This window comes from Thioalkalivibrio sp. ALMg9 (genome assembly GCF_000380625.1).
GTDB lineage: Bacteria > Pseudomonadota > Gammaproteobacteria > Ectothiorhodospirales > Ectothiorhodospiraceae > Thioalkalivibrio > Thioalkalivibrio versutus.
The window spans coordinates 211,221-229,849 of sequence record NZ_AQYC01000006.1 but is presented as its reverse complement, the minus strand read 5'-3'; the positions used below and the strand labels follow the sequence as shown (position 1 = coordinate 229,849).

The window sequence follows — 18,629 nt, the reverse complement described above, 5'->3', positions numbered from 1 at the left end:
CGTGTGGTGCACATGAATTGATATGTGGTGTGGTTACGATGCCTGGAGATCCTTCCGACGAATTCCAACCAGCGCGACCAGGCCAGTGAAGAACAGAGCGAGTGTTGCCGGAACAGGGATTTCGTTCGGCGGTCCGTTACCACCAATCGCCTCTCCCGCAATCGTGGCCCCGTCGAACGCCAGTCCCGACTGGTATGCCGTATCCGACCAGTTCACTACGCCGAACTGCAGGGCGTAGTTCCCGGTCTCCAGGAAACTAAAGCTGCTGTTGATCCAGCCGGTGTAGCCACAGCCACCCGACCAGCAAGTCCCTGAGCTGTCTCCCAGAGGAGACCAGTCCGGGGCGCCGGCAATGACCGGGGTTTCGGATGGGTCGAGCGATACTTCGGCATCCGGTTCGGGAAGTCCAAAACCTGGCACGGTGTCACCGTCTGGCGTCGTGCGGGCCGTAAAAAGCTGGAGCGCCGGGTTCAGGTTGCTATCCAGGAGCAATGCCCAAGCATAGTCGGTGAAGGTGCCTCCATCCGATGTGACGTAATTGAAGAAGAAGCTCAACTCGTCGCCTTCGTTGGCGCTGAACAGGGGCGAGGTAATCGTGGATCCGGTCGTTTCCGATCCGACGTCCAGGCCGTCGATCGACGGGCCATTGCTGGTCGATATCCACCCATATTGGGAACTACCGAAGGGCGAAAGCGTTACGTCCCCATCCGCAGTGGACGTGCCGCATGACCCGACACAGGTCCAGCTGGAAATGTCGATTGGCGCGCTGTGTGCTGGTTGCATCCAGCCAAATGCGCCCAGGGCGCCAACCAAAGCCAGGTACTTTATGGATCGTTTCATTACCGTCTCTCCCTTTGACGTTGTTAGAACCTCGGTCCACGAACGGGTTGGTCCCGCCACGTGAGGCCCCAGCAATTTTGGCGCCAGAACTCGTAGGCCAATGAAAAGAGAGACGTTTATTTTTCCGGGGGTGCTTTGGCATCGGTCGAGTGCAAAAAAACCTGACAAGCTGTTCTGGCGCTGCCCGCTCGGGGAATGGGAGAGATAAACTGGCTTTGGTCCTTGCGAAGCGTCGTTGACGCTCAAGGGGCGTGTTAAGGCCGAACGGGGATCCGGCGGACTGGTGTGTGCACCGCAGAGGTAATGGGGCAAAAGGCAAGGTTTGACCCCGTAGCCGCAACCTGGGGGTCTCCTCGTGTCGTGGCCAAGGGAGCTGAAGGTCAGTTCCAGCAGTTTGTTTCGGCCGCCCCGCGGTCTCCTGTGCTGTCAAGCGTTAGCGTACCGCAGCGGTGCCCCGTCTGAGGGCCGGTTGGAATGGCCTGCAGGGTGAACGAATTCGGGGCAGGGCCTGCCTGGAACGAGAAGGTGTAGACCGTAGTGCCGCCGTCCCGAGGGGATGCCTGAAAGGGTAGATCCCCTGCATCGCTCACGTTGGAGTTGTACCGGTTGTTCACTGAGTACTGGCGTTCCATAAACTGAGCCAGTTCCATCAGATCCCCCTGAGCGGTTGCCATGCGGCTGTTCTCGACGAATCGGTTGTAGGCGGGATAGGCGATCGCGGCGAGAATGCCAATCACTGCAACCACGATCATGAGTTCGATCAGCGTGAAGCCGGCTGAAGGCTTTCTGGGTTGGTTCATTGGTCGGGCCCCATCTGGTTGGCTTTGCTTCGAGCGGGTGTCATCGGATCTGTTCCCAGGATTGGCGCCCCATCTCGACACCGCTTGCGGCCTCGTCGATCGTGGTGATTTCTCCGCTGGCGCCACTGAGGTACTTGTGTTCAACCTCACCGCCGGTGTCCATGACGAATGGGGACGTTACCAGATCGTTGATTCGGCGCCCGCCACCGTGGGCCATTTCGCCGTCGGTCCCAGGGATGCTGATCCGGTCGCCAGCATCAAAGCTGCCATCCCCGTCGATGTCGAAGACGGCGTAATCCAGGCGCGAGCCGTTGATTGCGTCGAGCTCGTTGAGCCAGCTGAAGCCGCCGGTGGAACAGGGTGTGGCGGACGGGGTGACGCTGACGAAGATGATGCGGTCATCTCGAAGCACTGCCCGGCTGATGACCCGCTCGCCATTGGGCCCCTCGACAGGGGATTTCAGATCCAGGTACCACCCGCTCCGTGTGGAATACGACACTTGGTTGTCGGAATAGATGCGATAGTCCGCAGTCGAGTCCTGGGAGGCGGAGCCTTCGAACTCGATCGTCTGCTGTTGAAGGTTGTCCCGGCTACCGACCGGCGAGTTTCCGTTGTCGTCGCGTATCCCATAAAACGTCTGTATGGACGGATCCGAGGGGACCAGGTTGGCCCCGGTCTCGTAGAATTGGCCGGTTCCGAAGAACACCATTTGGCCGCCATCCGGATGTCGTCCTACCTCGGGGCGTACGGTAATGGGCTGGGTGCGGCCGTCAGGTGCCGCTGCCGTGAACAATGGCAGTGGGGTCTGCCCTGACCGGTAGGCCGATCGCCAGTTGTCCTGGTTGTTGGTGTCGAAGGCCCAAAGATTGCCGAGCCGGTCGCCCGCATAGATACGGTCCGTCACCCGGTCGCCATTCAGGTCGACCGGGACAGGGGTCGCCAGGCCGTTGCTATTGTCTTCGTCTTCGTCGCCGCCTCGCTCCGTATTAATCCGACGGTGGAGACTTCCGTCCGCAAGGTTGACCATGAAGAGTTGAGCCTGGTGTGAAACGCTGTTATAGCCGTTGCCAAACAGGGCGACCCAGTTTCCGTCTGGGAGTCGTGCAATAGCAGGCTGTCCGATCGCGACACCGAGTTCGTCATGCGTGAACTCCCACATGACATCGTTGGCGTCGAAGTTTTCGGGATCGGTGACGTCCAGTGCGAAGATCGCACCCTTGCTACCGGTTTGGCCTTCAAAGGCGCCGGTGCTGCCAACCAAGATGCTGCGCCAGCCCCCGCGTTCGGGCAGGTATGCATCCACGACCCGTGGAGCCCCATCGACGAAAAACCGGTGGTTGTACCCGGGACGTGTTAGCTGCTCGAGATAGGGAAAGACGGCGTCCGGGACGTAGGCGAACAACTCTGTGCCGGTTTCGGCATTGAAGGCATGTAGCATGCCGTCGTTCGCGCCCACAAACAGGACCGGGGTGCGTCCGCGTTTGGTTTCGACCAAAAAGGGGCCATAGTGGTCGGCCTCGTCCTCGCTGGGCAGCCGCTGGTAGCCGAAATCCTGCTCGCCCATGAAGGCCGGGTCCGAGTTGATGATGTCGCCCAGGATGCGACTGCGTACGCGGAAGCTGCCGCCGTCCTGGTTGAGTTCGTTGGACTGGTCGCCCCTGAGGAATTCCAGACGCTGCTGACCGAGGGTGGCGTCATTTTCTGCGAGGGCCTCCTTTTGGTCCGGCGTCAGCGCACCCCATTGGAAGGCGATCCCGTTAGCCGCATCGGGATCAAACGTGAAGATTCTCCGATCCTGATGGACCGGCATCTGTTCGGCGGCGCTCCATTCCTGGTCGTCCACGCTGCCGTCCGATTCGTTGATGACCAGGGAGATTAGGTCGCCTGTCCAGTCCGTGCTGTCGAAAAGCGCCTGATAGATCCGGGTTCCGGCATCCAGGCGGGTCGAGTTGGCCGTGATGGCGGCTCCCGATGCCCGGCCCACGTCGAGCACTTGCCCAAGCGCATCGCGGAATGCCCCGGCCAGCTCGGATGCATTGCGGGCTGCAAAAAACTCGCCGCCCCCCTGGTCCACGGTGTCTTGAAGCAGGGGGTCGTTCAGGACATCGTCTTCGCCGAAGCCAATCAGGTAGCTGCGGATGTTGTTCTTGACCGGTTCTCCATCAAAGTCGGTCAAGTCGGGGCGCAAGTCGATGTCGAACAGTGCCATCGCAATGTCATCGAGGTAGTCGCTGCCCAGGCTCTCGTAGCTTTGGTGCGGTTTCCGGTCAAACGTATCGCAGTTCGCCCCGGTGCCGGTGCCGGTGCAGTCGCCGTCGTAGTCGATGTATTGGGGGATGTTGTGGGTGCTGAGCGCCCGGTCCGCCTGGGGGCGGCCATCCGTCATCGTGACGATGAAATTGGCCTGGCAGAACTGCTCGATTGGAGAGTTGGAGGAGACACCCGGTTCGTATGTCGGTTCGATATTGAAGATGTCGTACGCATTATGCGTAGAAGGCTCGAACGGCCCTCCGTCGGGGTGGAGGGTGAGTTTGTTATTGTGTCCTTGGACGAAATATCGGCCGAGTGAGTGTAGCGATTCGGCCAAGGGGGTGAGCGCGTTGGCGGGCAGGCCCTGGATCTCGTTCAGGAGCGCAGTTCGCGTCTGGTCAATGTCGTCGATGCCGACCAGGATATGCGCCGGCAAGTAAGTATCGGTACTGTCATCGGGTTCGTCTGAGTAGCGGGCCAACCCCATGCGTACATTGTTGGTCGTTTCAACAATCGCGGCCGCAGCGGCGCGCGCGACTTCGAGCCGTGTTTCGGTCAAGGAATTGTGCCGTTCACCGCTTTCGAAGGTGTCGAAATACCAGTTCAAGTAATGGCCGCTGTATGACGCAGGGAGGTAGTTTCCCGGTACCCGGGTGCCGTCGTCTGCATCCATATCCGCGTGCAGCCTTGCGTTGTAGGTTTGATCGGGGTCGAAGCAGGCTTCTACACCCCACAGATAGTTACTGTTCTGTTGTTCGATCTGGACCGTGGTGCCGTCGATAAGGATATCGATCTGGTCACTGCTGCCGGAGTATTCGAGCGTAGTGCCTGCCGAACAGAAAATGTTCGCGTTCGGATCGTAGGGCTTGTCTTCCACGATGTTCAGCATGGAGCCCGACGTGTCGAAGAGCATCATCACGTTGGGGGGAACGTTGGTCCCGGCCAGCAGAACTGGACTCTGGGCGATGCTCACGGAGGCTTGGGCGGCGGCCCCGAAAGAGGTCAGCGCCAGTGCCAAGCCTGCGCTTGCTAGCTTATTCAGGGTCTTGTGGCGATATGACATGGTGTTTGGCTCCAGAGGTGCATATGGCGCCCAGCAAATGGGGTCTCCCCATTACGGGCTGCCAAAGAGTTAGTCACGTCGGTATGACGTTTGCAGCCGGACGATCGCGCCTTCGCTCCCGCCCCATCCGGTGGCAGTGATCCGGTACATGCGGGTTTCGGGTGCGGGCTCGTCTGCAGCCAGATTCAGCTCGTCCGAGGCGATCCCGAGTTCTTCGATGATGTAGGCCGGATTGCGGACCAGCTCGGTGCCTGTCTGCGAGAACGTGACTGAGGTGGCACTGGAACCCAGCCAGTCAACGGTATCCCATACGGGCGGGTCCCCGGGCTCCGCTGGGTCCAGAAATCCCGCCGTGCTGCTGGGGTTCGAGAGAAAGGATTCTCCCTCACGCAAGGCCGCTTCCGCCGCCTCGAACGCCATTTGCCGGTCGCGGGTGTTGCCCGCCATGCGTTCTTGGAGAATCGTGGTCTGCATGGCGGTGACACCAATCAGCGTCATCAGCAGCAACATCACGAGTGCGACGATCAGCGCGCTGCCACGTTGTCGGGAAGTGGGGCAGATTACGCCGATTCTGGGATGTTCTTGCATGGGGGGCATTCCCTTAGTCCAGACGGTTGCGCAGGCCGATGGTCGTGGTCGCTACCTGCCGGATGCGTCGGTCGGCCTGGTCGCGGTCGATCTGCGTTCCGAGCAGGGTGTGAGTGCGTGATTCCGCCTGGCTATTCACGCGGTCTCCGCTTGCCATGAGGAGGGACAGGCGGACGCTCACGACTTGGTCCCAGTCTGTGACGTCGGCGGCGGTGATGTACTGGTTGGCGCTTTTGTTGTTATTGGTATCCACTCCGTACAGTACCTGCATGTTTTCGACCGCCTCGACTAGTTCTTCTTGGGGCCAGCCACCCGTTGGTGCCCCGGCACCTCCGACGCGCTGGCGGAAGAGTGCCGGTTCCCCGTTGGCTCCGGTCCCGATGAAATAGGCAACACTCACCCATTCATAGATGCTTGCGTTGTTGTCGTAGACTTGGGAGAAACCACCATCGGGCGTTATATTCCCAGGGTTCCCGCCCACACCCTTGGGTAGGCTCACAGCAGTGCCTTGGTTTGTTTTTTGCCAGATGTCGCCGCCGGAACACGTGGCGGTTACTGCCGCAATGATCGTGCCTTGGGGTATGCCGCTCGCTCCATCCGTGTTGATGGTGTTCGCTGGGGGGCTGGGGTTCCCGGACAATGTTACATCCAGCCTTTCTGCTCGATTGAGGACCAGGACATCGGAGCCCGGGCGGGCGGCATCTGCGATCGTTGCGCTGAGTGCTTCGCCGGCCCCGTTGGTCCAGCTTCCCGTGGTGCCAAGGGTGTAGGAATCGCCCGGTCCGGTGTTGGAGAATTCCCATCCGGCGACTGGCATTCCGCCCATCAGGGCGTCGCTGTATTCGGAGCCGTCTGGGTCCAACCAGTTGAAGAGGTTGCGCGCACAGCCGGTGAAGCCGGCCATCCGGACGTCTCGTTGCATGGTTTCCATGCCGAATCGGACGTTCTCCTGGACGCGAGACATGCCTTCGTGGAGGCGATAGGTCTGGCTGGTGCCCAGGAAAATCTGAATAGCGCCCGCGATCAGCATTAAGCCAATCAGAAGCGCGATCATGAGCTCGATCAGGGAGAGGCCTCGGCTGCGCTTGGATGCGCGGGAGTGGCTAGCGTGCGTCATCATGTTCAAAGTCTCGTGCGGAAAACGAAATCGCGCTGGTTGTCTGGATTGTCGGCTTCTCGCTCGGTCCAGCGAACAGTGATGGTTAGGGTGTCTCCGTTGCGCTGTATCTGGCCGTCGCCTTGCGGCAGGTAGCAGGAAAGCTGGTTGCGCCATTCGTCCAGATCGCGAGCAGCGACAGAGGAGGCAGTCGAAACGAATCCGTCGGTGCATGCGGACTCGGTGAACGATGACTCATAGCTGTTGGTTGTTCGTGCGACTTCGCGGTTGGCGCGCATGCGGTCGGCCATGTCGTATGCCAGAAGCGTGGCTTGCGTTCGTAGCTGGGCATCATGGTTGTGCTGCATGGAGGTGGTTTGCAGCCCTGCAAGCCCCAAGAGCCCGATCGCCAGTACGAGGACCGCGATAAGAACTTCGATCAGGCTGAAGCCACCGTTCTGGGTGCGGGTGGGGTGCTGTGTCGGTTGTCTCATTATCGATTCCGCTCCTCCCTAGCAGTCGGCCCGGCTCACGCTGACGCGCCCCGTGTTTACGATCTGGATCTGCCTGGCGCGTTCGGAAGCGCCAGCAGGGCAGTCTTCAGGCGCCACGGTGAGCGTGAACGCACCCGCGGGCTCGGACTTTGCCCCCCGGTCATCGAAGGTGATCCGGTCTGTTTCGGGGGAGGAGGTAATGCTCATGCTTGTGGCCTGCCCATATTGTCGGATGATGTTGTCGCCGCTGCAGTTGTCCCCTGCGTGGACGCACCAGCCGGACGCGAAGTTACCGGACGCCGTGACGCTGACTTCCACGCCTTGCTTGATCGCTTCGCTACGAGCAGAGTTCAGTGCGGTAACTAGCTCGTTGGTCTGTGTGGTCGTGCGATTGTTTTCGACAAGATTTTGAAAACCAGGCACCGCGATCGTCGCCAGAATGACGAGAACCGCGAGGGTGATCATCAGTTCGATGAGGGTGAATCCGAGGGGTCGGGTCATTAGGCGTCAGCCGTTCGGAGTTTCCGTAACCTTAGTGATAAGCATGCGGCCGCTGCACCGCAAGGGTTGGTCGGCTTAGTGGTCGAATCGCGCCGACGAGCGGTTCGGGAGACGCGGCTCGAGGAGGCCCCGGGGGCGGGCTCAGGTACAGTCGGTCGTTTCGACGCGGGGCCGGCCGGCGCTACTGATGACGACGGCGCGGCCTTCGTCGCCTGTGGCGCAGATAGTGATGGTGCCCATGAGCAGGGCGCCCGAGAGACGTTCAGTCTGGCCGAGGGCGTTGTAGGAAACGCGTTGGCTTACGGGCTGATTTCCGGTTACCGCGATGCTCGGGTTGGTCCAGGCGCTGCCGATACGCAGGATGCTGTCGGGGCCGGATGGCTGGTTGGCTCGGCTTGGATTGGCGAAGAGAATCCAGCCGGCATCCCAGCTTGTGCCGGTGCAGGTGGCACCGTCGGTGGAGGTGCACAGCGTGACCAGGGCGCCGCGGCGGATGGCCTCGCTGCGGGTCATGTGCAGGGTGGTGAGGAACTGGTTGGTCGTGGTGGTGAGGCGGGTCTGTTCGATCAGGTGACCGAAGGCGGGCGCGCCGATACCGAGCAGGATCGACGCCACGAGCAGGGTGACCAGCAGTTCCACCAGCGTGAATCCACGCGTGTGCGGCATGTTCGACTCCTCCCTGAGTCCAAACAAGATTCGGAGCGTAAAATGGCGACACGACGTGTGCAAGCGCGGCGGTGCCCTGGGCGAACCTCGGGCTTTGGTGCTTGCCTACAGGGTGGCGGCGTCGGTGGCGCGAGTGGTTTAGGCCGCCGGCTGACGATGGGGGCGACGAGGTGCCCGGGTACCGGGGGGCAGATTGCTTCGCTTCGCTCGCAATGACGGGTTTTGTTGGTGTGCGCGGAGCCTAGAGGGATCAGGAGGTAAGCAGGCCCATGGTGATGGTGACGGACGTGCAGCGGATGGATCAGGCGGACTTGCTGGATCTGCAGCAGCAGGCGGCGCGCCAGGCAGGCGTGTCGGTTGGGTTTCGTGACGAGGCGCGTTCCGGCGCGTCGACGCCGGAGCTGCAGGTGATTCCGGCCGGGGAGTTCGAGATGGGTTCGGATGCCTCGGAGTACGGCCATCAGCCACACGAGGCACCGCGGCGCTACGTGGCGCTGGAGCGACCCTTTGCGCTGGGGCGCTATCAGGTCACCCGCGAGGAGTGGGAGGCTTTCCAGGCGGCGACTGGCTGGGAACCCTGGGAGTGGCTAGTGTGGCCCAGCACCCCGCGCATGCCGATCTTCAACATCAAGCCGGACAGCATCCAGCAGTATCTGGACTGGCTGAGCGAGGAGACGGGCAAGCGCTATCGCCTGCCGACCGAGGCGGAGTGGGAATACGCCTGTCGGGCGGGCACGCGCACGCCGTTCGTCTTTGGCGAGGTGGTGGGGTGCCGCGACGTGCACTTCAATTCGCTGTTTCCGTACGAGGAGCGGCGCCAGCGGCGCAGGTGGTATATCCCGGCGTGTTTCCCGTTGTCGCGGCCGCTGGATGTGGGCAGCTTCCAGCCGAACCTCTGGGGGCTGTACGACATGCACGGTAACGTGCAGGAGTTCACCTCCACCCCCTGGCACGACGGACACCAGTCGCTGCCGCGTGACGGCGTCTATCGCCGAGACCCGGAAAACGAGTGGGTGGTGACCAAGGGTGGCTCCTGGTTCGACCCTGCCGTGAACACGCGCAGCGCCGCCCGGCGCCGCCGCAACATCGACGAGATGGATACCAACCTGGGCTTCCGCGTCCTGCGCGAGCTGGACGATTAGTCGCTTCGCCGGAGGGCGATGCGTTTCGCTGCGCTCAACAGCATCCTACGCGGGGCTGGCTGGACGTAGGGTGCACTGAGCGAAGCGAGCTGCACCGTGTTCAGGAAGGCGCTACAGCCAGCGGGCGAGCCAGAGGCGCAGGCGCAGTTCGAGCGGCGGGGCGTAGCCCTGCTTGCGGAAGACGATTTCGCCGTCGGGTGTGATGATGAAGCTGGCCGGGACGCCGCGCACGTTGTAGCGCGCGGCGAGGGCGCCCTCCGGGTCGTTGATCACGGCGAGTTCGCGCTCCTGTTCGGTCATGTGTTCGAGCAGCTCTTCGTCCACGCCGGACTGCATGGCGACCGTCAGAACCGGGTGGCCTTGCGACAGGCGCACGATTTCGCCTGCCTCCAGGCGGCAGATCGGGCACCAGGTGGCCCAGAAGTGCAGCAGCATGGGTTCGTCCGCGTAGTCCGCCAGTGTCACGGGCGTTCCATCCAGCAGATGGGCCTCGAATTGGGGCGCCGGGCCCTCGACCATGTCGCGGGCCATCCAGGCGCGCACCGCCAGGAAGATCACCAGCGCGAGCCCGATCTGGATGCCCCAGCTGAGCGCGCGGCGGCGCCGCGAGGGCTTGGGGCGTTTCGGCTTTTCTGGCTGGGTCTCGGTCAACGGATCATCTCGGCTTGTCCTGGGCGTGCGCGGGTGCCGCGGGTCTTCGGGCCCTTGCGCACGGCGATGCGTACCAGTTCGTCCTCGTCTTTCATCAGGCGTTCCCTCTGTGCCTCGGTCAACAGCGGATTGCGCGCGACGAAGTAGCGCAGGTTGGGGTCGCGGTCGTTTACGCAGGCCTCCACCTGGTCCGGGGTCAGGTCCGGGCGCTTGGCGCAGTTGAGGCGCACGGTCTGGTTCGGGTCGGCCAGTAGGAGGACGACCTCTTCCGGCGTCAGGTCCATGCGCCGCGAGAAATACGCCTTCACCTGGGCGTGCTGGTCGCGTACCAGTAGCGGGCGCCACTGGTCCTCGAGGTCCGCGGACAGGGCCAGGTCCATGCGTTCCTCGAACGTCATCGCCTTGTATTGCTGCTTCAGCTCGGTCATGGCCGCGACATTATAGGCGGGCCGGTTGGGATGCGCGGATACGACCCCACAATGTGCAGGAACGACAGCGGCCGGGGCCCTGTCGTACTATTAGAAGACGATGATCTACCCCGGATCCTGGGGTGAGAGGGCAGATGAACGCACCGGTGGCCGAAAAACCGATCTTCCACGTGCCGCGCACGGACCATGTGACGGCCTCGCTGCACGCGTTGACCGACACCCAGCGCGACGAGCTGGTGCGCCGCATCAAGCGCTTGCTGATCGAGCGCAACGCGGTGCTGGTTGCGCATTACTACGTGGACGAATCCCTGCAGCGCCTGGCGGACGAGACCGGCGGCTGTGTGTCCGACTCCCTGGAGATGGCGCGTTTCGGCAAGGAGCACCCGGCCGAGACGCTGGTGGTGGCCGGCGTGCGCTTCATGGGCGAGACCGCCAAGATCCTGAGCCCGGAAAAGCGCGTGCTGATGCCGACGCTGGAGGCGGAGTGCTCGCTGGACCTCGGCTGCCCCCCGGACGAGTTCGCGAAGTTCCGCGCGCAATACCCGGATCACACGGTCGTCGTGTATTCGAATACCTCGGTGGACGTGAAGGCGCAGGCCGATTACGTCGTCACCTCCAGCATCGCCGTGCCGTTGGTCGAGCACCTGCGCGACCAGGGCAAGAAGGTTCTCTGGGCCCCGGACAAGCACCTGGGCGATTACATCCGCCGTACCACCGGCGCCGACATGGTGCTTTGGGACGGCTCCTGCGTGGTGCACGACGAATTCCGCTCCTGGGCGCTGGAAGATCTGCGCGGGCGCCATCCCGGCGCCGCCGTGCTGGTCCACCCGGAATCCCCGCGCGAGGTGATCCACCAGGCGGATGTGGTGGGGTCCACCAGCCAGCTGATCGCGGCGGTGAAGGACCGCCCGGAACAGGAATTCATCGTCGCGACGGACAAGGGCATCTTCTACAAGATGCAGCAGGCCGCGCCGGACAAGAAGCTGATCGAGGCGCCCACTGGTGGCCACAGCGCCACCTGCACCAGTTGCGCGCACTGCCCGTGGATGGCGATGAACGACCTGGTCTCGCTGGCCGAGACGCTGGAAGACACCAACGAGCCGGCGAAGAACGAGATCTTCGTCGACGAGACCGCGCGCCAGAAGGCCCTGGTCGCCACCCAGCGCATGCTCGATTTCGCCGCCGAACATCGCAAGGCCACCGAAGGCGACGCGTAGCGGGACGGGCCCTGCCCGTCATCGCGGGGCGCTTGTGGGAGCCTGCTTGCAGGCGAATGCCCCTGCCCGCGTCCAACTCTGGCAGGGGCTTCGCCTGCAAGCAGGCTCCTACGATGGGATTGCTGTTTATCGGTCGTTAAGCCACGCGGCCCACTGCGAGTGGGTGGAGGCGTCCACGCCGGCAGCCTTTGCTTCCTGCTGCAGGTGGGTCTGCAGGTCGGCCATCAGTTCGGAATCCATCAGCTCGGGCTCCAGCGTCAGTTGCGCGTGCAGCGTGCTGTAGACGAGCTTCAGTTCATTCACCGGATAATGCGACCAGTCGAGGTGGGCCATGGTGTCCGTTCTCCATATGGGGTGGGTAATTCGTGTCTCTGAATATAGCTTGGCGTTGACCTCGGTGGCTGGACAAATGGGCTTGCGGGGTATCGGACATGTTTAAGCGGCGGGCGCGCCTGCTGGTGGCGGCCGAGCGGGCCGACGGGCGTGCTGCACGCGTGGCCGAGCTGGGCGCAGCAGCGGAGTTCGAGGACTGGATCGAGGTGCGCCCGGCGCGGATCATGGGCGGGGTCACGGCAGAGGATCTGGCGTGGGCCGATCTGCTCGTGGCGGTCGACGCGGCGGCCGCCCGCGCGATGCCCGCCGAACGCCCGGCCACCTGCCGCCCGAAGTACTGGACGCTGCCGGGCGAGACCGGGGCGGCGTTCGACCTGCAGACCCTGGAGGCGCTGCGTTGCATGGTTGGGGGGATGCGCATGCTCGCGCGCGTGGACGCCGAAGACGACGCCTGACGCATCCTCTCCACGTTCGTCATCCCGGAAACCGGGTAGCAGTTATCCGGGATCTCTTGACCCTGTCCCCATTCCGGCGAGATCCCGGCTCTACGCTCCGCTTCGCCGGGACGGCGATATCCTCCGTGGGCCGTGGCAATATCCATCCGAAACCCCGATGCTCGCGGGTGAGGGGGTGGCGTTCGGGTTGTCCGCGGAGGTCGCCACGGCGCGGCGCGCCTCGCGATGACGTACCCATCAATCCGTCGTGGGGGGCTCCACCGGGGGCTGAGGTGCTTCTACTCCGGGTGGTAGGGGACGGGTGCGCGGGCGTGGAGCTGGGCCAGGTGGTCTTCGTAGAGCGCCCAGATGCGCGGGGCGATGGCGCCGCGCGAGCCGGGGTAGGTGAGGCGGTCGGGGTTGAAGCTGATCAGGCGCTCGATCTCGGTGCAGCGCAGTTCCTCGTTGATCACGTTGAAGATGAGGATCTGCGTACCCTGGTCAGCGATGGGCAGCAGGGCGCCGATGAGGCCGGTGTCGTTCAGCCCGGGGTCGCCGCGGGCATCGCCCAGCTCGGCGGGGGGGCGCACCAGCGTGCCCAACAGCTCCTGATAGGCCTGGTCACAGGCATAGCAGATTTCCGGTGCACGCAGGCCCTGCACGCGCGCACAGGCTTGACGCACAGTTCCGTCTGGCAGCGCCATGCGTTCCGGGGCGACCGGGATGCGGTTGGTCTTGCCGTTCGGAAGCAGGCGCGGGACCGACTCCTGGCAGGAGGGGCAGCGCCATGTTGAGACTCGCGGGCCGTCGATTACGTTATTGGGCGGCATGCGGCGCTCCCCGGAAAATAGATGGGGTCAGTATACGGCGCGGCGAGGGGCTTGTTGGGGATGGCCCGCGGGCGAATGCTCCGGCCAGGATTGGGCGCGGGCAGGGGCATTCGCGGGCAGGCTCGCTCCCACAGGGCTGTTCCCACAAAGCCTTGTTTGAACAGGAGTGCCCGGTTCAGCTGAAGTAGTCGGGCTCGTTTCCCGGGCGCCACTTGATGTTGCAGCCGAGGCTCGGGTGCTGGGGCTCGGGTGCCGGCTTGCCGGCCAGGAGTGCGTCGCTGGCGGCGCGCAGGTCACGTCCGGTCACCGGGACGTCGGATCCCGGGCGGGTCTCGTCGAACTGGCCGCGATAGTAGAGCTTGCGTTCGGCGTCGAACAGGTAGAAGTCCGGCGTGCAGGCGGCGTGATAGGCCTTGGCGACGGACTGGTCCTCGTCCAGGCAGTAGGGGAAGTTGTAGCCGAAGCGGCGGGCATCGTCCTTCATTTTGTCCGGCGCGTCGTCCGGTACGGCCTGGATGTCGTTGGAGTTGATCGCGATGACCGCGATGCCCTTGGTGGAGTATTCGCGGCCGTAGCGGGCGAATTCGTGACGGATGAGCTGCACGAACGGGCAGTGATTGCAGATAAAGGCGATGATGTAGCCTTTCGCGTCGGGGAAGCTGTCGAGGCTGATGGTCTCGCCGGAGACGACGTCCGGAAGGGAAAAGCGGGGTGCCTCGGTGCCGAGTTCGATCATCTGCGAGGGGGTGCGGGCCATGACTGCTCCAGTGTTCGGATTTGCGACAATTATACGGCGTTGGCCGGGGGTGCTTGAAACCTTCCGGCCCCGCCAGCACTCTTCGAGATAATACCCGAGCAATGGAGTAAGGAATATGGGCTGGGTGACCGGTGTCGTACAGGAGCGCAAGCAGTGGACGGATCGACTCTTCTCGCTGCGGGTGGATGCCGAGGTCGAGCTGTTCAAGGCCGGGCAGTTCAACCGCCTGCGTCTGGAGATCGACGGCGAGCCGGTGGCGCGGCCGTATTCCTATGTGAATGCGCCGGGCGAAACGCCGCTGGACTTCTATCTGATCACCGTTCCGGATGGACCGCTGTCCAATCGTCTGGCGCAACTGGGGCCGGGCGACACGGTGGAGCTGATGCCGCGCGCGACCGGCTTTTTCACCCTGGATGAGCTACCGGACAGCCGCGACCTGTGGCTGCTTTCCACGGGCACTGCGCTGGGGCCGTTCCTGTCCATGCTGAAGACCGATACCCCCTGGGAACGCTTCGAGAACATCCGCCTGATCCACGCGGCGCGCAAGGCCGAAGAACTGACCTATCAGGACACGATCCGGCAGTTCCAGGAACGTGATGCGAAGCGGTTCCAGTACATCCCGTTTGTCAGCCGCGAGCCGTTCCCGGGTGGGCTCGAGGGCCGGGTACCGGCCGCGATTGCCGAGGGCCGCCTGGAGCATCACGCGGGCCTGAAGATCACGCCGGAGCACTCCCAGGTCATGCTGTGCGGCAACCCGGACATGGTGAAGGATACCGCCGCGATCCTGCGCGAGCGCGGCCTGGAGAAGAACCGCCGACGCAAGCCGGGGCAGATCACGACCGAGAACTACTGGTAGGTCCCCGGATATGTAGGAGCGTGCTTGCACGCGAAGCCCCTGCCAAAGTCGGAAGTGGGCAGGGGCTTCGCGTGCAAGCACGCTCCTGCGAGTATCAAGCCCCCGGTGCGGGCCCCGGTGCTAGTCCAGCAGGTTCGCCGACCAGGCGCGGATCAGGCCGGCGACATAGCGGGTGTGTTCCGGGCGCGAGAGCAGGTGGTCGGTCTGGTGCAGGGCGACGAAGCTCTTCGGGTGATGGGCCTGCTGGAAAATCTTGCGGGCGTGGTCGACGCTGACCACGGTGTCGCCCGGTGCATGCAGCAGCAGGAGTGGCTGCTCCAGGGTCTCCAGTGCGGCATCCAGGGTCGGCTCCTCGATCGACTCGATAAAGGCGTGGCCGATTTCCACCGGGCGCCCGCCGATGCTGATGCGGGCCGAACCCTCGCGCCGAATCTCCTCCGCGGTATCGCCGAACAGGTGGGCGACATGGCCGGGGCGGCTGGGGGCGGCGATGGTCACGATGCCGTCCAGTGACTCGCGCTGCGCCCCCACATAGATCGCCATGGCGCCGCCGAAGCTATGGCCGATCAGCAGGTTGGTATGCCGCCCCGTGTAGGTCTCCAGCGCCTCGATGGCGGAGTGCAGATCCTCGCAGTAGGTCGCAAGCGTGCTGTCGCGAAACTCCCCTTCGGAGTCGCCCAGCCCCATGAAGTCGAAGCGCAGGGTGGCGATGCCTTCCGCGGCCAGGGCGCGCGCCAGGCGCACCGTGGCGGGGAAGTCCTTGGAGCAGGCGAAACAGTGGGCAATGCAGGCCTGGCCGCGGAGGGCATCGGGCTCGGGCGCGACGATCACGCCGCCGAGGCGGGCGCCGCGTGGGGTCTGAATGGTCAGCGGCGTGTTGTGGATCGCCATCGGGGGCTCCGGATGCAGGGTATTCGCTATGGTCCCACCGGGGACGGTCTGCGATCATACGGGTTTGATGATCCGAATGGCCACGCGGGGTGTCTCCCGGTATACGGCCACCACTTCACGGGACCACTGGGGGACGGCTTGGAAACCGAGAGTCAGATTCGCGCACGCCTGGCCGAGCTGGAGGCCGAGCACCGGGCTCTGGATTCCGCGATCGGCGTGATGCACGAGCAGGCCGCACCGGACATCTTCGCCATCCAGCGCCTGAAGAAGCGCAAGCTGCAGTTGAAGGACTCTATCCAGCGCCTGCGCAGCCGCCTGATCCCCGACCTCAACGCCTGACCCGGGTGTATTCACCACGAAGCGAATGAAGGCACGAAGAAGGGCAGGGATCAGGCGGTTGTCAGGCGAGTAGGATGCGTTGAGCGTTGCGAAACGCATCAGGGGGTGGCAGTTCCGCGGAACCGATGCGATTCGCTGTGCTCATCGGCATCCTACCCTTCCTGTATGTTATCCCCGGCTTCATCCGTGACCTCTGTGGTGCAAATCGCCCTTCTTCGTGTTCGTGGTGGCCGCCAACAAAAAACGGCGCCCGGAGGCGCCGTTTGAGTGTGTTCCATAGTGGAACGCTGGAGCTTAGCCCCAGATGTCGCTGGTGATGCCGTTGTACCAGGCGCGGGTGTATTCCGCCTCGCGGCGACGGAAGCTGGTGCTGGCACCCGACGGGCTGACCCCACCGGCACCGGATACCCCGGCCATCGCACCGTCCTGGTACTGGTAGACCGCGGCTACGCTGACCGCGTAATCGGGGGTCACCAGGCTGTAGCAGGTGTTGGCGGACGAGGGGTTGATGGGCTCCTGCCCCGCCAGTTCGCGGACGATGGCGGCCGCCACGATCTTGCCCTGGTTGTTGGCCGAGTGGCCGGACTTCGGCATGGCGCCCGCCACGCTGGCATCCCCCAGGACGTAGATGTTGTCGTCCATCTCCGACTTGAAGGTCAGCTGGTCGACCGGCACCCAGCCTTCGTCGTTGGTCAGGCCGACGTCATGGGCGATCTGACCGGCGCGCTGGGCCGGGATGAAGTTCAGCACGTCGGCGCGGACGCGTTCGAAACCGCTGTCGGCCAGTACGGTCATGTTGGAGACGTCGATCTCCTCGGCGCGCCCGCCCGATGAGCCGGCCCGCCACTCGATCATGTCGCCATAATGCTCGGCCCAGCCTTCCTCGAACAGGCCCTGCTTGGAGAAGCCATCCTTCGGGTCGAGGATGATGATCTTGGAACGTGGCTTCTCCTGCTTGAAGTAGTTCGCGACCAGGGATACCCGTTCGTACGGCCCCGGCGGGCAGCGGAACGGGTTGGGCGGGGCGACCATGACGAATACGCCGCCGTTCGGCATGTCCTGCAGCTGGGAGCGCAGCAGTTCGGTCTGCGAACCGGCCTTCCAGGCATGCGGGATGCGCTCGGCATCGGACTCGGAGATGCCCGGCATGTCGTCGTAGCGGAAGTCGATGCCCGGGGACATCACGAGCTTGTCGTAGCTCACGCGGTCGCCTCCGCTCAGGCGCACGCTGCGCGCATCGGCGTCCACCGCGGTGACCCGGTCCTCGATGATTTCGATGCCGTATTCATCGCGCAGGGTGTCGTAGCCCTGGGCGATGTCGTCCATGCCGGCGAAGCCGCCGATCACCCAGTTACTGCCGTAGCAGGTGTAGTAGGTGGCGTTGGGCTCGATCAGCGTTACGCGCATGTCGGGCGAGAACTGTTTGATGTATTTCGCGGTGGTCGCGCCGCCGGAGCCGCCGCCGACGACCACGATGTGGGCCTTTTCGGCCCCGCGCATGCCATTGGCGGCACAGCCGATACCGGTGAGGGCCGCGGCGCTGCTGATGCCCGCGACCTTCAGGAAATTACGTCGATTAAAGTCATGCATGATTCGTTTCCCCCTGATCAGAAGCGGCTGAAGTAGCCGGCCATCGATTCGATTTCCTCGTCGGTGTAGCCCTTGGCGTGACGATCCATGATCGTCGCGTCGCGGTCACCGTCGCGGAATGCCTTCATTTGGCTCTCGATGACTTCAGCGGGAATGCGGTTCAGTTCCGGTACGCCGTCGTCTGCAGCGGCTGCGTTGTGGCAGGCCTTGCAGGACGCGGCCATCAGCTGGCCCCGGGTGATTTCGTCGTCGGCAAGGGCCTGGGTAGCAGTGCCCGCCATCGCCAGCGAGGCGGCAAGCCCCACCAGGTACAAGTGCGATTTCTTCATTGAAACGGACTCCTCCGTAAGAAGTGGCTTTTAGCGAGCGACAGCTGTGAAGTACTGTCTTCATCCTTTGGCCCGGTGTGAAGATCCGGGTTGTGATTACGCCACCGGGTTCGAGCCCGGTAGTTGCGCCTGATCGCGAAAACCAACGATCATGAACCTCGTATAGCACAGAAAAAACGCCTTTTCGATGCATTGCAAAGGCATATGCCGCCAGGAGGAGTGCCATGACAGGAGAACGACGTCGTCATCCAAGGATCCCGATGACGGTCGAGGTCGTGGCCGAGTGCGAGAGCGGGGATACGGTCACCCTGACCACGAACGATATCTCCGGCGGGGGGGCCTTCCTCGAGTGGGAAGACCCGGAAAATGCCTGCGTGGGGCACCTGATGAAGCTCGCCTCGGACGACGAACTGATGCTGCAGGTATTCGGCATGCTGGGGGATGGCGGCGCGGCGCCGCGGGTCAAGGCCCAGGTGGTGCGGGTGATGGACGGGGGTATTGCGGTGCGCTTTGACCCCGAAGAGCTGGAATAGC

Annotated in this window: 22 protein-coding genes; 6 read left to right on the top strand and 16 right to left on the bottom strand. The window is 63.5% G+C overall.

Annotation, left to right across the window (positions count from 1 at the left end; genetic code table 11):
* Positions 1 to 33: 33 nt before the first annotated feature.
* The 8 genes from F792_RS0103200 to F792_RS0103165 all read right to left on the bottom strand — a co-directional run bounded on the left by F792_RS0103200 (position 34) and on the right by F792_RS0103165 (position 8,298).
* Positions 34 to 840: an NF038132 family protein gene (locus F792_RS0103200; RefSeq protein ID WP_018168340.1), complete on the bottom strand. Its 807-nt coding sequence runs from the start codon at positions 838 to 840 to the stop codon at positions 34 to 36.
* A 380-nt stretch (positions 841 to 1,220) separates the two neighbouring features.
* Positions 1,221 to 1,640: a type IV pilin protein gene (locus F792_RS0103195; protein ID WP_018168339.1), complete on the bottom strand. Its 420-nt coding sequence runs from the start codon at positions 1,638 to 1,640 to the stop codon at positions 1,221 to 1,223.
* Positions 1,641 to 1,680: 40 nt separating this feature from the next.
* On the bottom strand, positions 1,681 to 4,953 hold the full coding sequence (locus F792_RS0103190) for a pilus assembly protein (protein WP_018168338.1): 3,273 nt from the start codon (positions 4,951 to 4,953) through the stop codon (positions 1,681 to 1,683).
* A gap of 69 nt (positions 4,954 to 5,022) precedes the next feature.
* Positions 5,023 to 5,541 carry a PilX N-terminal domain-containing pilus assembly protein gene (locus tag F792_RS0103185; RefSeq protein ID WP_018144619.1) on the bottom strand — a complete coding sequence of 173 codons (519 nt, stop codon included), beginning with the start codon at positions 5,539 to 5,541 and terminating at the stop codon, positions 5,023 to 5,025.
* Positions 5,542 to 5,554: 13 nt separating this feature from the next.
* Entirely contained in the window at positions 5,555 to 6,661 is a 1,107-nt protein-coding gene (locus F792_RS0103180) for a PilW family protein (protein ID WP_018144618.1), read from the bottom strand.
* 2 nt (positions 6,662 to 6,663) lie between these two features.
* Positions 6,664 to 7,131 (bottom strand): type IV pilus modification protein PilV, encoded by a 468-nt coding sequence (gene pilV / locus F792_RS0103175; protein WP_018144617.1) that lies wholly within the window; start codon positions 7,129 to 7,131, stop codon positions 6,664 to 6,666.
* An 18-nt stretch (positions 7,132 to 7,149) separates the two neighbouring features.
* Positions 7,150 to 7,632, bottom strand: coding sequence for a GspH/FimT family pseudopilin (locus F792_RS0103170; RefSeq protein ID WP_018168337.1), 483 nt, complete (start codon positions 7,630 to 7,632; stop codon positions 7,150 to 7,152).
* 141 nt (positions 7,633 to 7,773) lie between these two features.
* Positions 7,774 to 8,298 (bottom strand): GspH/FimT family pseudopilin, encoded by a 525-nt coding sequence (locus F792_RS0103165; protein ID WP_018168336.1) that lies wholly within the window; start codon positions 8,296 to 8,298, stop codon positions 7,774 to 7,776.
* A gap of 275 nt (positions 8,299 to 8,573) precedes the next feature.
* Here F792_RS0103165 and F792_RS0103160 point away from each other — a divergent pair, with 275 nt between their 5' ends.
* Positions 8,574 to 9,440, top strand: a complete 867-nt coding sequence (locus F792_RS0103160; RefSeq protein WP_026305887.1) for an SUMF1/EgtB/PvdO family nonheme iron enzyme — start codon at positions 8,574 to 8,576, stop codon at positions 9,438 to 9,440.
* A gap of 111 nt (positions 9,441 to 9,551) precedes the next feature.
* Here the strand turns inward: F792_RS0103160 and F792_RS0103155 are convergent, their stop codons facing one another.
* Positions 9,552 to 10,091, bottom strand: a complete 540-nt coding sequence (locus F792_RS0103155) for a protein disulfide oxidoreductase (protein WP_018168334.1) — start codon at positions 10,089 to 10,091, stop codon at positions 9,552 to 9,554.
* Positions 10,088 to 10,519 (bottom strand): hypothetical protein, encoded by a 432-nt coding sequence (locus F792_RS0103150; RefSeq protein WP_018168333.1) that lies wholly within the window; start codon positions 10,517 to 10,519, stop codon positions 10,088 to 10,090. Before F792_RS0103150 ends, F792_RS0103155 begins: the two co-directional genes overlap by 4 nt.
* A gap of 134 nt (positions 10,520 to 10,653) precedes the next feature.
* Between F792_RS0103150 and nadA the strand changes: the two genes are divergently transcribed.
* A complete protein-coding gene (nadA, locus tag F792_RS0103145) occupies positions 10,654 to 11,736 on the top strand; it encodes a quinolinate synthase NadA (protein ID WP_018168332.1) in 1,083 nt (360 codons plus the stop codon).
* A gap of 126 nt (positions 11,737 to 11,862) precedes the next feature.
* On the opposite strand, the gene F792_RS0103140 is transcribed toward nadA, so the two are convergent.
* Positions 11,863 to 12,069: a hypothetical protein gene (locus tag F792_RS0103140; protein ID WP_018144602.1), complete on the bottom strand. Its 207-nt coding sequence runs from the start codon at positions 12,067 to 12,069 to the stop codon at positions 11,863 to 11,865.
* A 98-nt stretch (positions 12,070 to 12,167) separates the two neighbouring features.
* On the opposite strand from F792_RS0103140, the gene F792_RS0103135 reads away from it, so the two are divergent.
* A complete protein-coding gene (locus F792_RS0103135) occupies positions 12,168 to 12,524 on the top strand; it encodes a hypothetical protein (RefSeq protein ID WP_018168331.1) in 357 nt (118 codons plus the stop codon).
* Between the two features lie 278 nt (positions 12,525 to 12,802).
* Here F792_RS0103135 and F792_RS0103130 read toward each other — a convergent pair whose 3' ends face one another.
* Together F792_RS0103130 and F792_RS0103125 are read right to left on the bottom strand one after the other, a co-directional pair.
* Positions 12,803 to 13,333 (bottom strand): hypothetical protein, encoded by a 531-nt coding sequence (locus F792_RS0103130; protein ID WP_018168330.1) that lies wholly within the window; start codon positions 13,331 to 13,333, stop codon positions 12,803 to 12,805.
* A gap of 175 nt (positions 13,334 to 13,508) precedes the next feature.
* Positions 13,509 to 14,090 (bottom strand): thioredoxin family protein, encoded by a 582-nt coding sequence (locus F792_RS0103125; protein ID WP_018168329.1) that lies wholly within the window; start codon positions 14,088 to 14,090, stop codon positions 13,509 to 13,511.
* Positions 14,091 to 14,205: 115 nt separating this feature from the next.
* On the opposite strand from F792_RS0103125, the gene F792_RS0103120 reads away from it, so the two are divergent.
* On the top strand, positions 14,206 to 14,946 hold the full coding sequence (locus tag F792_RS0103120; RefSeq protein WP_018168328.1) for a ferredoxin--NADP reductase: 741 nt from the start codon (positions 14,206 to 14,208) through the stop codon (positions 14,944 to 14,946).
* Positions 14,947 to 15,066: 120 nt separating this feature from the next.
* Here F792_RS0103120 and F792_RS0103115 read toward each other — a convergent pair whose 3' ends face one another.
* Positions 15,067 to 15,837 carry a S9 family peptidase gene (locus F792_RS0103115; RefSeq protein WP_018168327.1) on the bottom strand — a complete coding sequence of 257 codons (771 nt, stop codon included), beginning with the start codon at positions 15,835 to 15,837 and terminating at the stop codon, positions 15,067 to 15,069.
* A 138-nt stretch (positions 15,838 to 15,975) separates the two neighbouring features.
* Between F792_RS0103115 and F792_RS0103110 the strand changes: the two genes are divergently transcribed.
* Positions 15,976 to 16,176, top strand: a complete 201-nt coding sequence (locus F792_RS0103110; protein ID WP_018168326.1) for a YdcH family protein — start codon at positions 15,976 to 15,978, stop codon at positions 16,174 to 16,176.
* 294 nt (positions 16,177 to 16,470) lie between these two features.
* Here the strand turns inward: F792_RS0103110 and F792_RS0103105 are convergent, their stop codons facing one another.
* Both F792_RS0103105 and F792_RS0103100 read right to left on the bottom strand, forming a co-directional pair.
* A complete protein-coding gene (locus tag F792_RS0103105; RefSeq protein WP_018168325.1) occupies positions 16,471 to 17,766 on the bottom strand; it encodes an FCSD flavin-binding domain-containing protein in 1,296 nt (431 codons plus the stop codon).
* A 17-nt stretch (positions 17,767 to 17,783) separates the two neighbouring features.
* Positions 17,784 to 18,095, bottom strand: coding sequence for a c-type cytochrome (locus tag F792_RS0103100; RefSeq protein WP_018144594.1), 312 nt, complete (start codon positions 18,093 to 18,095; stop codon positions 17,784 to 17,786).
* A gap of 224 nt (positions 18,096 to 18,319) precedes the next feature.
* Between F792_RS0103100 and F792_RS0103095 the strand changes: the two genes are divergently transcribed.
* The gene (locus F792_RS0103095; protein WP_077277014.1) at positions 18,320 to 18,628 is read left to right on the top strand and encodes a PilZ domain-containing protein; all 309 of its coding nucleotides are present in this window, start codon (positions 18,320 to 18,322) and stop codon (positions 18,626 to 18,628) included.
* Position 18,629: the final 1 nt, after the last annotated feature.

What these genes read in the sequence shown, in the direction of transcription:
- F792_RS0103200 (WP_018168340.1), bottom strand. Translation starts at nt 840, where the DNA reads ATGAAACGATCCATAAAGTACCTGGCTTTGGTTGGCGCCCTGGGCGCA.
- F792_RS0103195 (WP_018168339.1), bottom strand. Translation starts at nt 1,640, where the DNA reads ATGAACCAACCCAGAAAGCCTTCAGCCGGCTTCACGCTGATCGAACTC.
- F792_RS0103190 (WP_018168338.1), bottom strand. Translation starts at nt 4,953, where the DNA reads ATGTCATATCGCCACAAGACCCTGAATAAGCTAGCAAGCGCAGGCTTG.
- F792_RS0103185 (WP_018144619.1), bottom strand. Translation starts at nt 5,541, where the DNA reads ATGCAAGAACATCCCAGAATCGGCGTAATCTGCCCCACTTCCCGACAA.
- F792_RS0103180 (WP_018144618.1), bottom strand. Translation starts at nt 6,661, where the DNA reads ATGATGACGCACGCTAGCCACTCCCGCGCATCCAAGCGCAGCCGAGGC.
- pilV (WP_018144617.1), bottom strand. Translation starts at nt 7,131, where the DNA reads ATGAGACAACCGACACAGCACCCCACCCGCACCCAGAACGGTGGCTTC.
- F792_RS0103170 (WP_018168337.1), bottom strand. Translation starts at nt 7,632, where the DNA reads ATGACCCGACCCCTCGGATTCACCCTCATCGAACTGATGATCACCCTC.
- F792_RS0103165 (WP_018168336.1), bottom strand. Translation starts at nt 8,298, where the DNA reads ATGCCGCACACGCGTGGATTCACGCTGGTGGAACTGCTGGTCACCCTG.
- F792_RS0103160 (WP_026305887.1), top strand. Translation starts at nt 8,574, where the DNA reads ATGGTGACGGACGTGCAGCGGATGGATCAGGCGGACTTGCTGGATCTG.
- F792_RS0103150 (WP_018168333.1), bottom strand. Translation starts at nt 10,519, where the DNA reads ATGACCGAGCTGAAGCAGCAATACAAGGCGATGACGTTCGAGGAACGC.
- nadA (WP_018168332.1), top strand. Translation starts at nt 10,654, where the DNA reads ATGAACGCACCGGTGGCCGAAAAACCGATCTTCCACGTGCCGCGCACG.
- F792_RS0103140 (WP_018144602.1), bottom strand. Translation starts at nt 12,069, where the DNA reads ATGGCCCACCTCGACTGGTCGCATTATCCGGTGAATGAACTGAAGCTC.
- F792_RS0103135 (WP_018168331.1), top strand. Translation starts at nt 12,168, where the DNA reads ATGTTTAAGCGGCGGGCGCGCCTGCTGGTGGCGGCCGAGCGGGCCGAC.
- F792_RS0103130 (WP_018168330.1), bottom strand. Translation starts at nt 13,333, where the DNA reads ATGCCGCCCAATAACGTAATCGACGGCCCGCGAGTCTCAACATGGCGC.
- F792_RS0103125 (WP_018168329.1), bottom strand. Translation starts at nt 14,090, where the DNA reads ATGGCCCGCACCCCCTCGCAGATGATCGAACTCGGCACCGAGGCACCC.
- F792_RS0103120 (WP_018168328.1), top strand. Translation starts at nt 14,206, where the DNA reads ATGGGCTGGGTGACCGGTGTCGTACAGGAGCGCAAGCAGTGGACGGAT.
- F792_RS0103115 (WP_018168327.1), bottom strand. Translation starts at nt 15,837, where the DNA reads ATGGCGATCCACAACACGCCGCTGACCATTCAGACCCCACGCGGCGCC.
- F792_RS0103105 (WP_018168325.1), bottom strand. Translation starts at nt 17,766, where the DNA reads ATGCATGACTTTAATCGACGTAATTTCCTGAAGGTCGCGGGCATCAGC.
- F792_RS0103100 (WP_018144594.1), bottom strand. Translation starts at nt 18,095, where the DNA reads ATGAAGAAATCGCACTTGTACCTGGTGGGGCTTGCCGCCTCGCTGGCG.
- F792_RS0103095 (WP_077277014.1), top strand. Translation starts at nt 18,320, where the DNA reads ATGACAGGAGAACGACGTCGTCATCCAAGGATCCCGATGACGGTCGAG.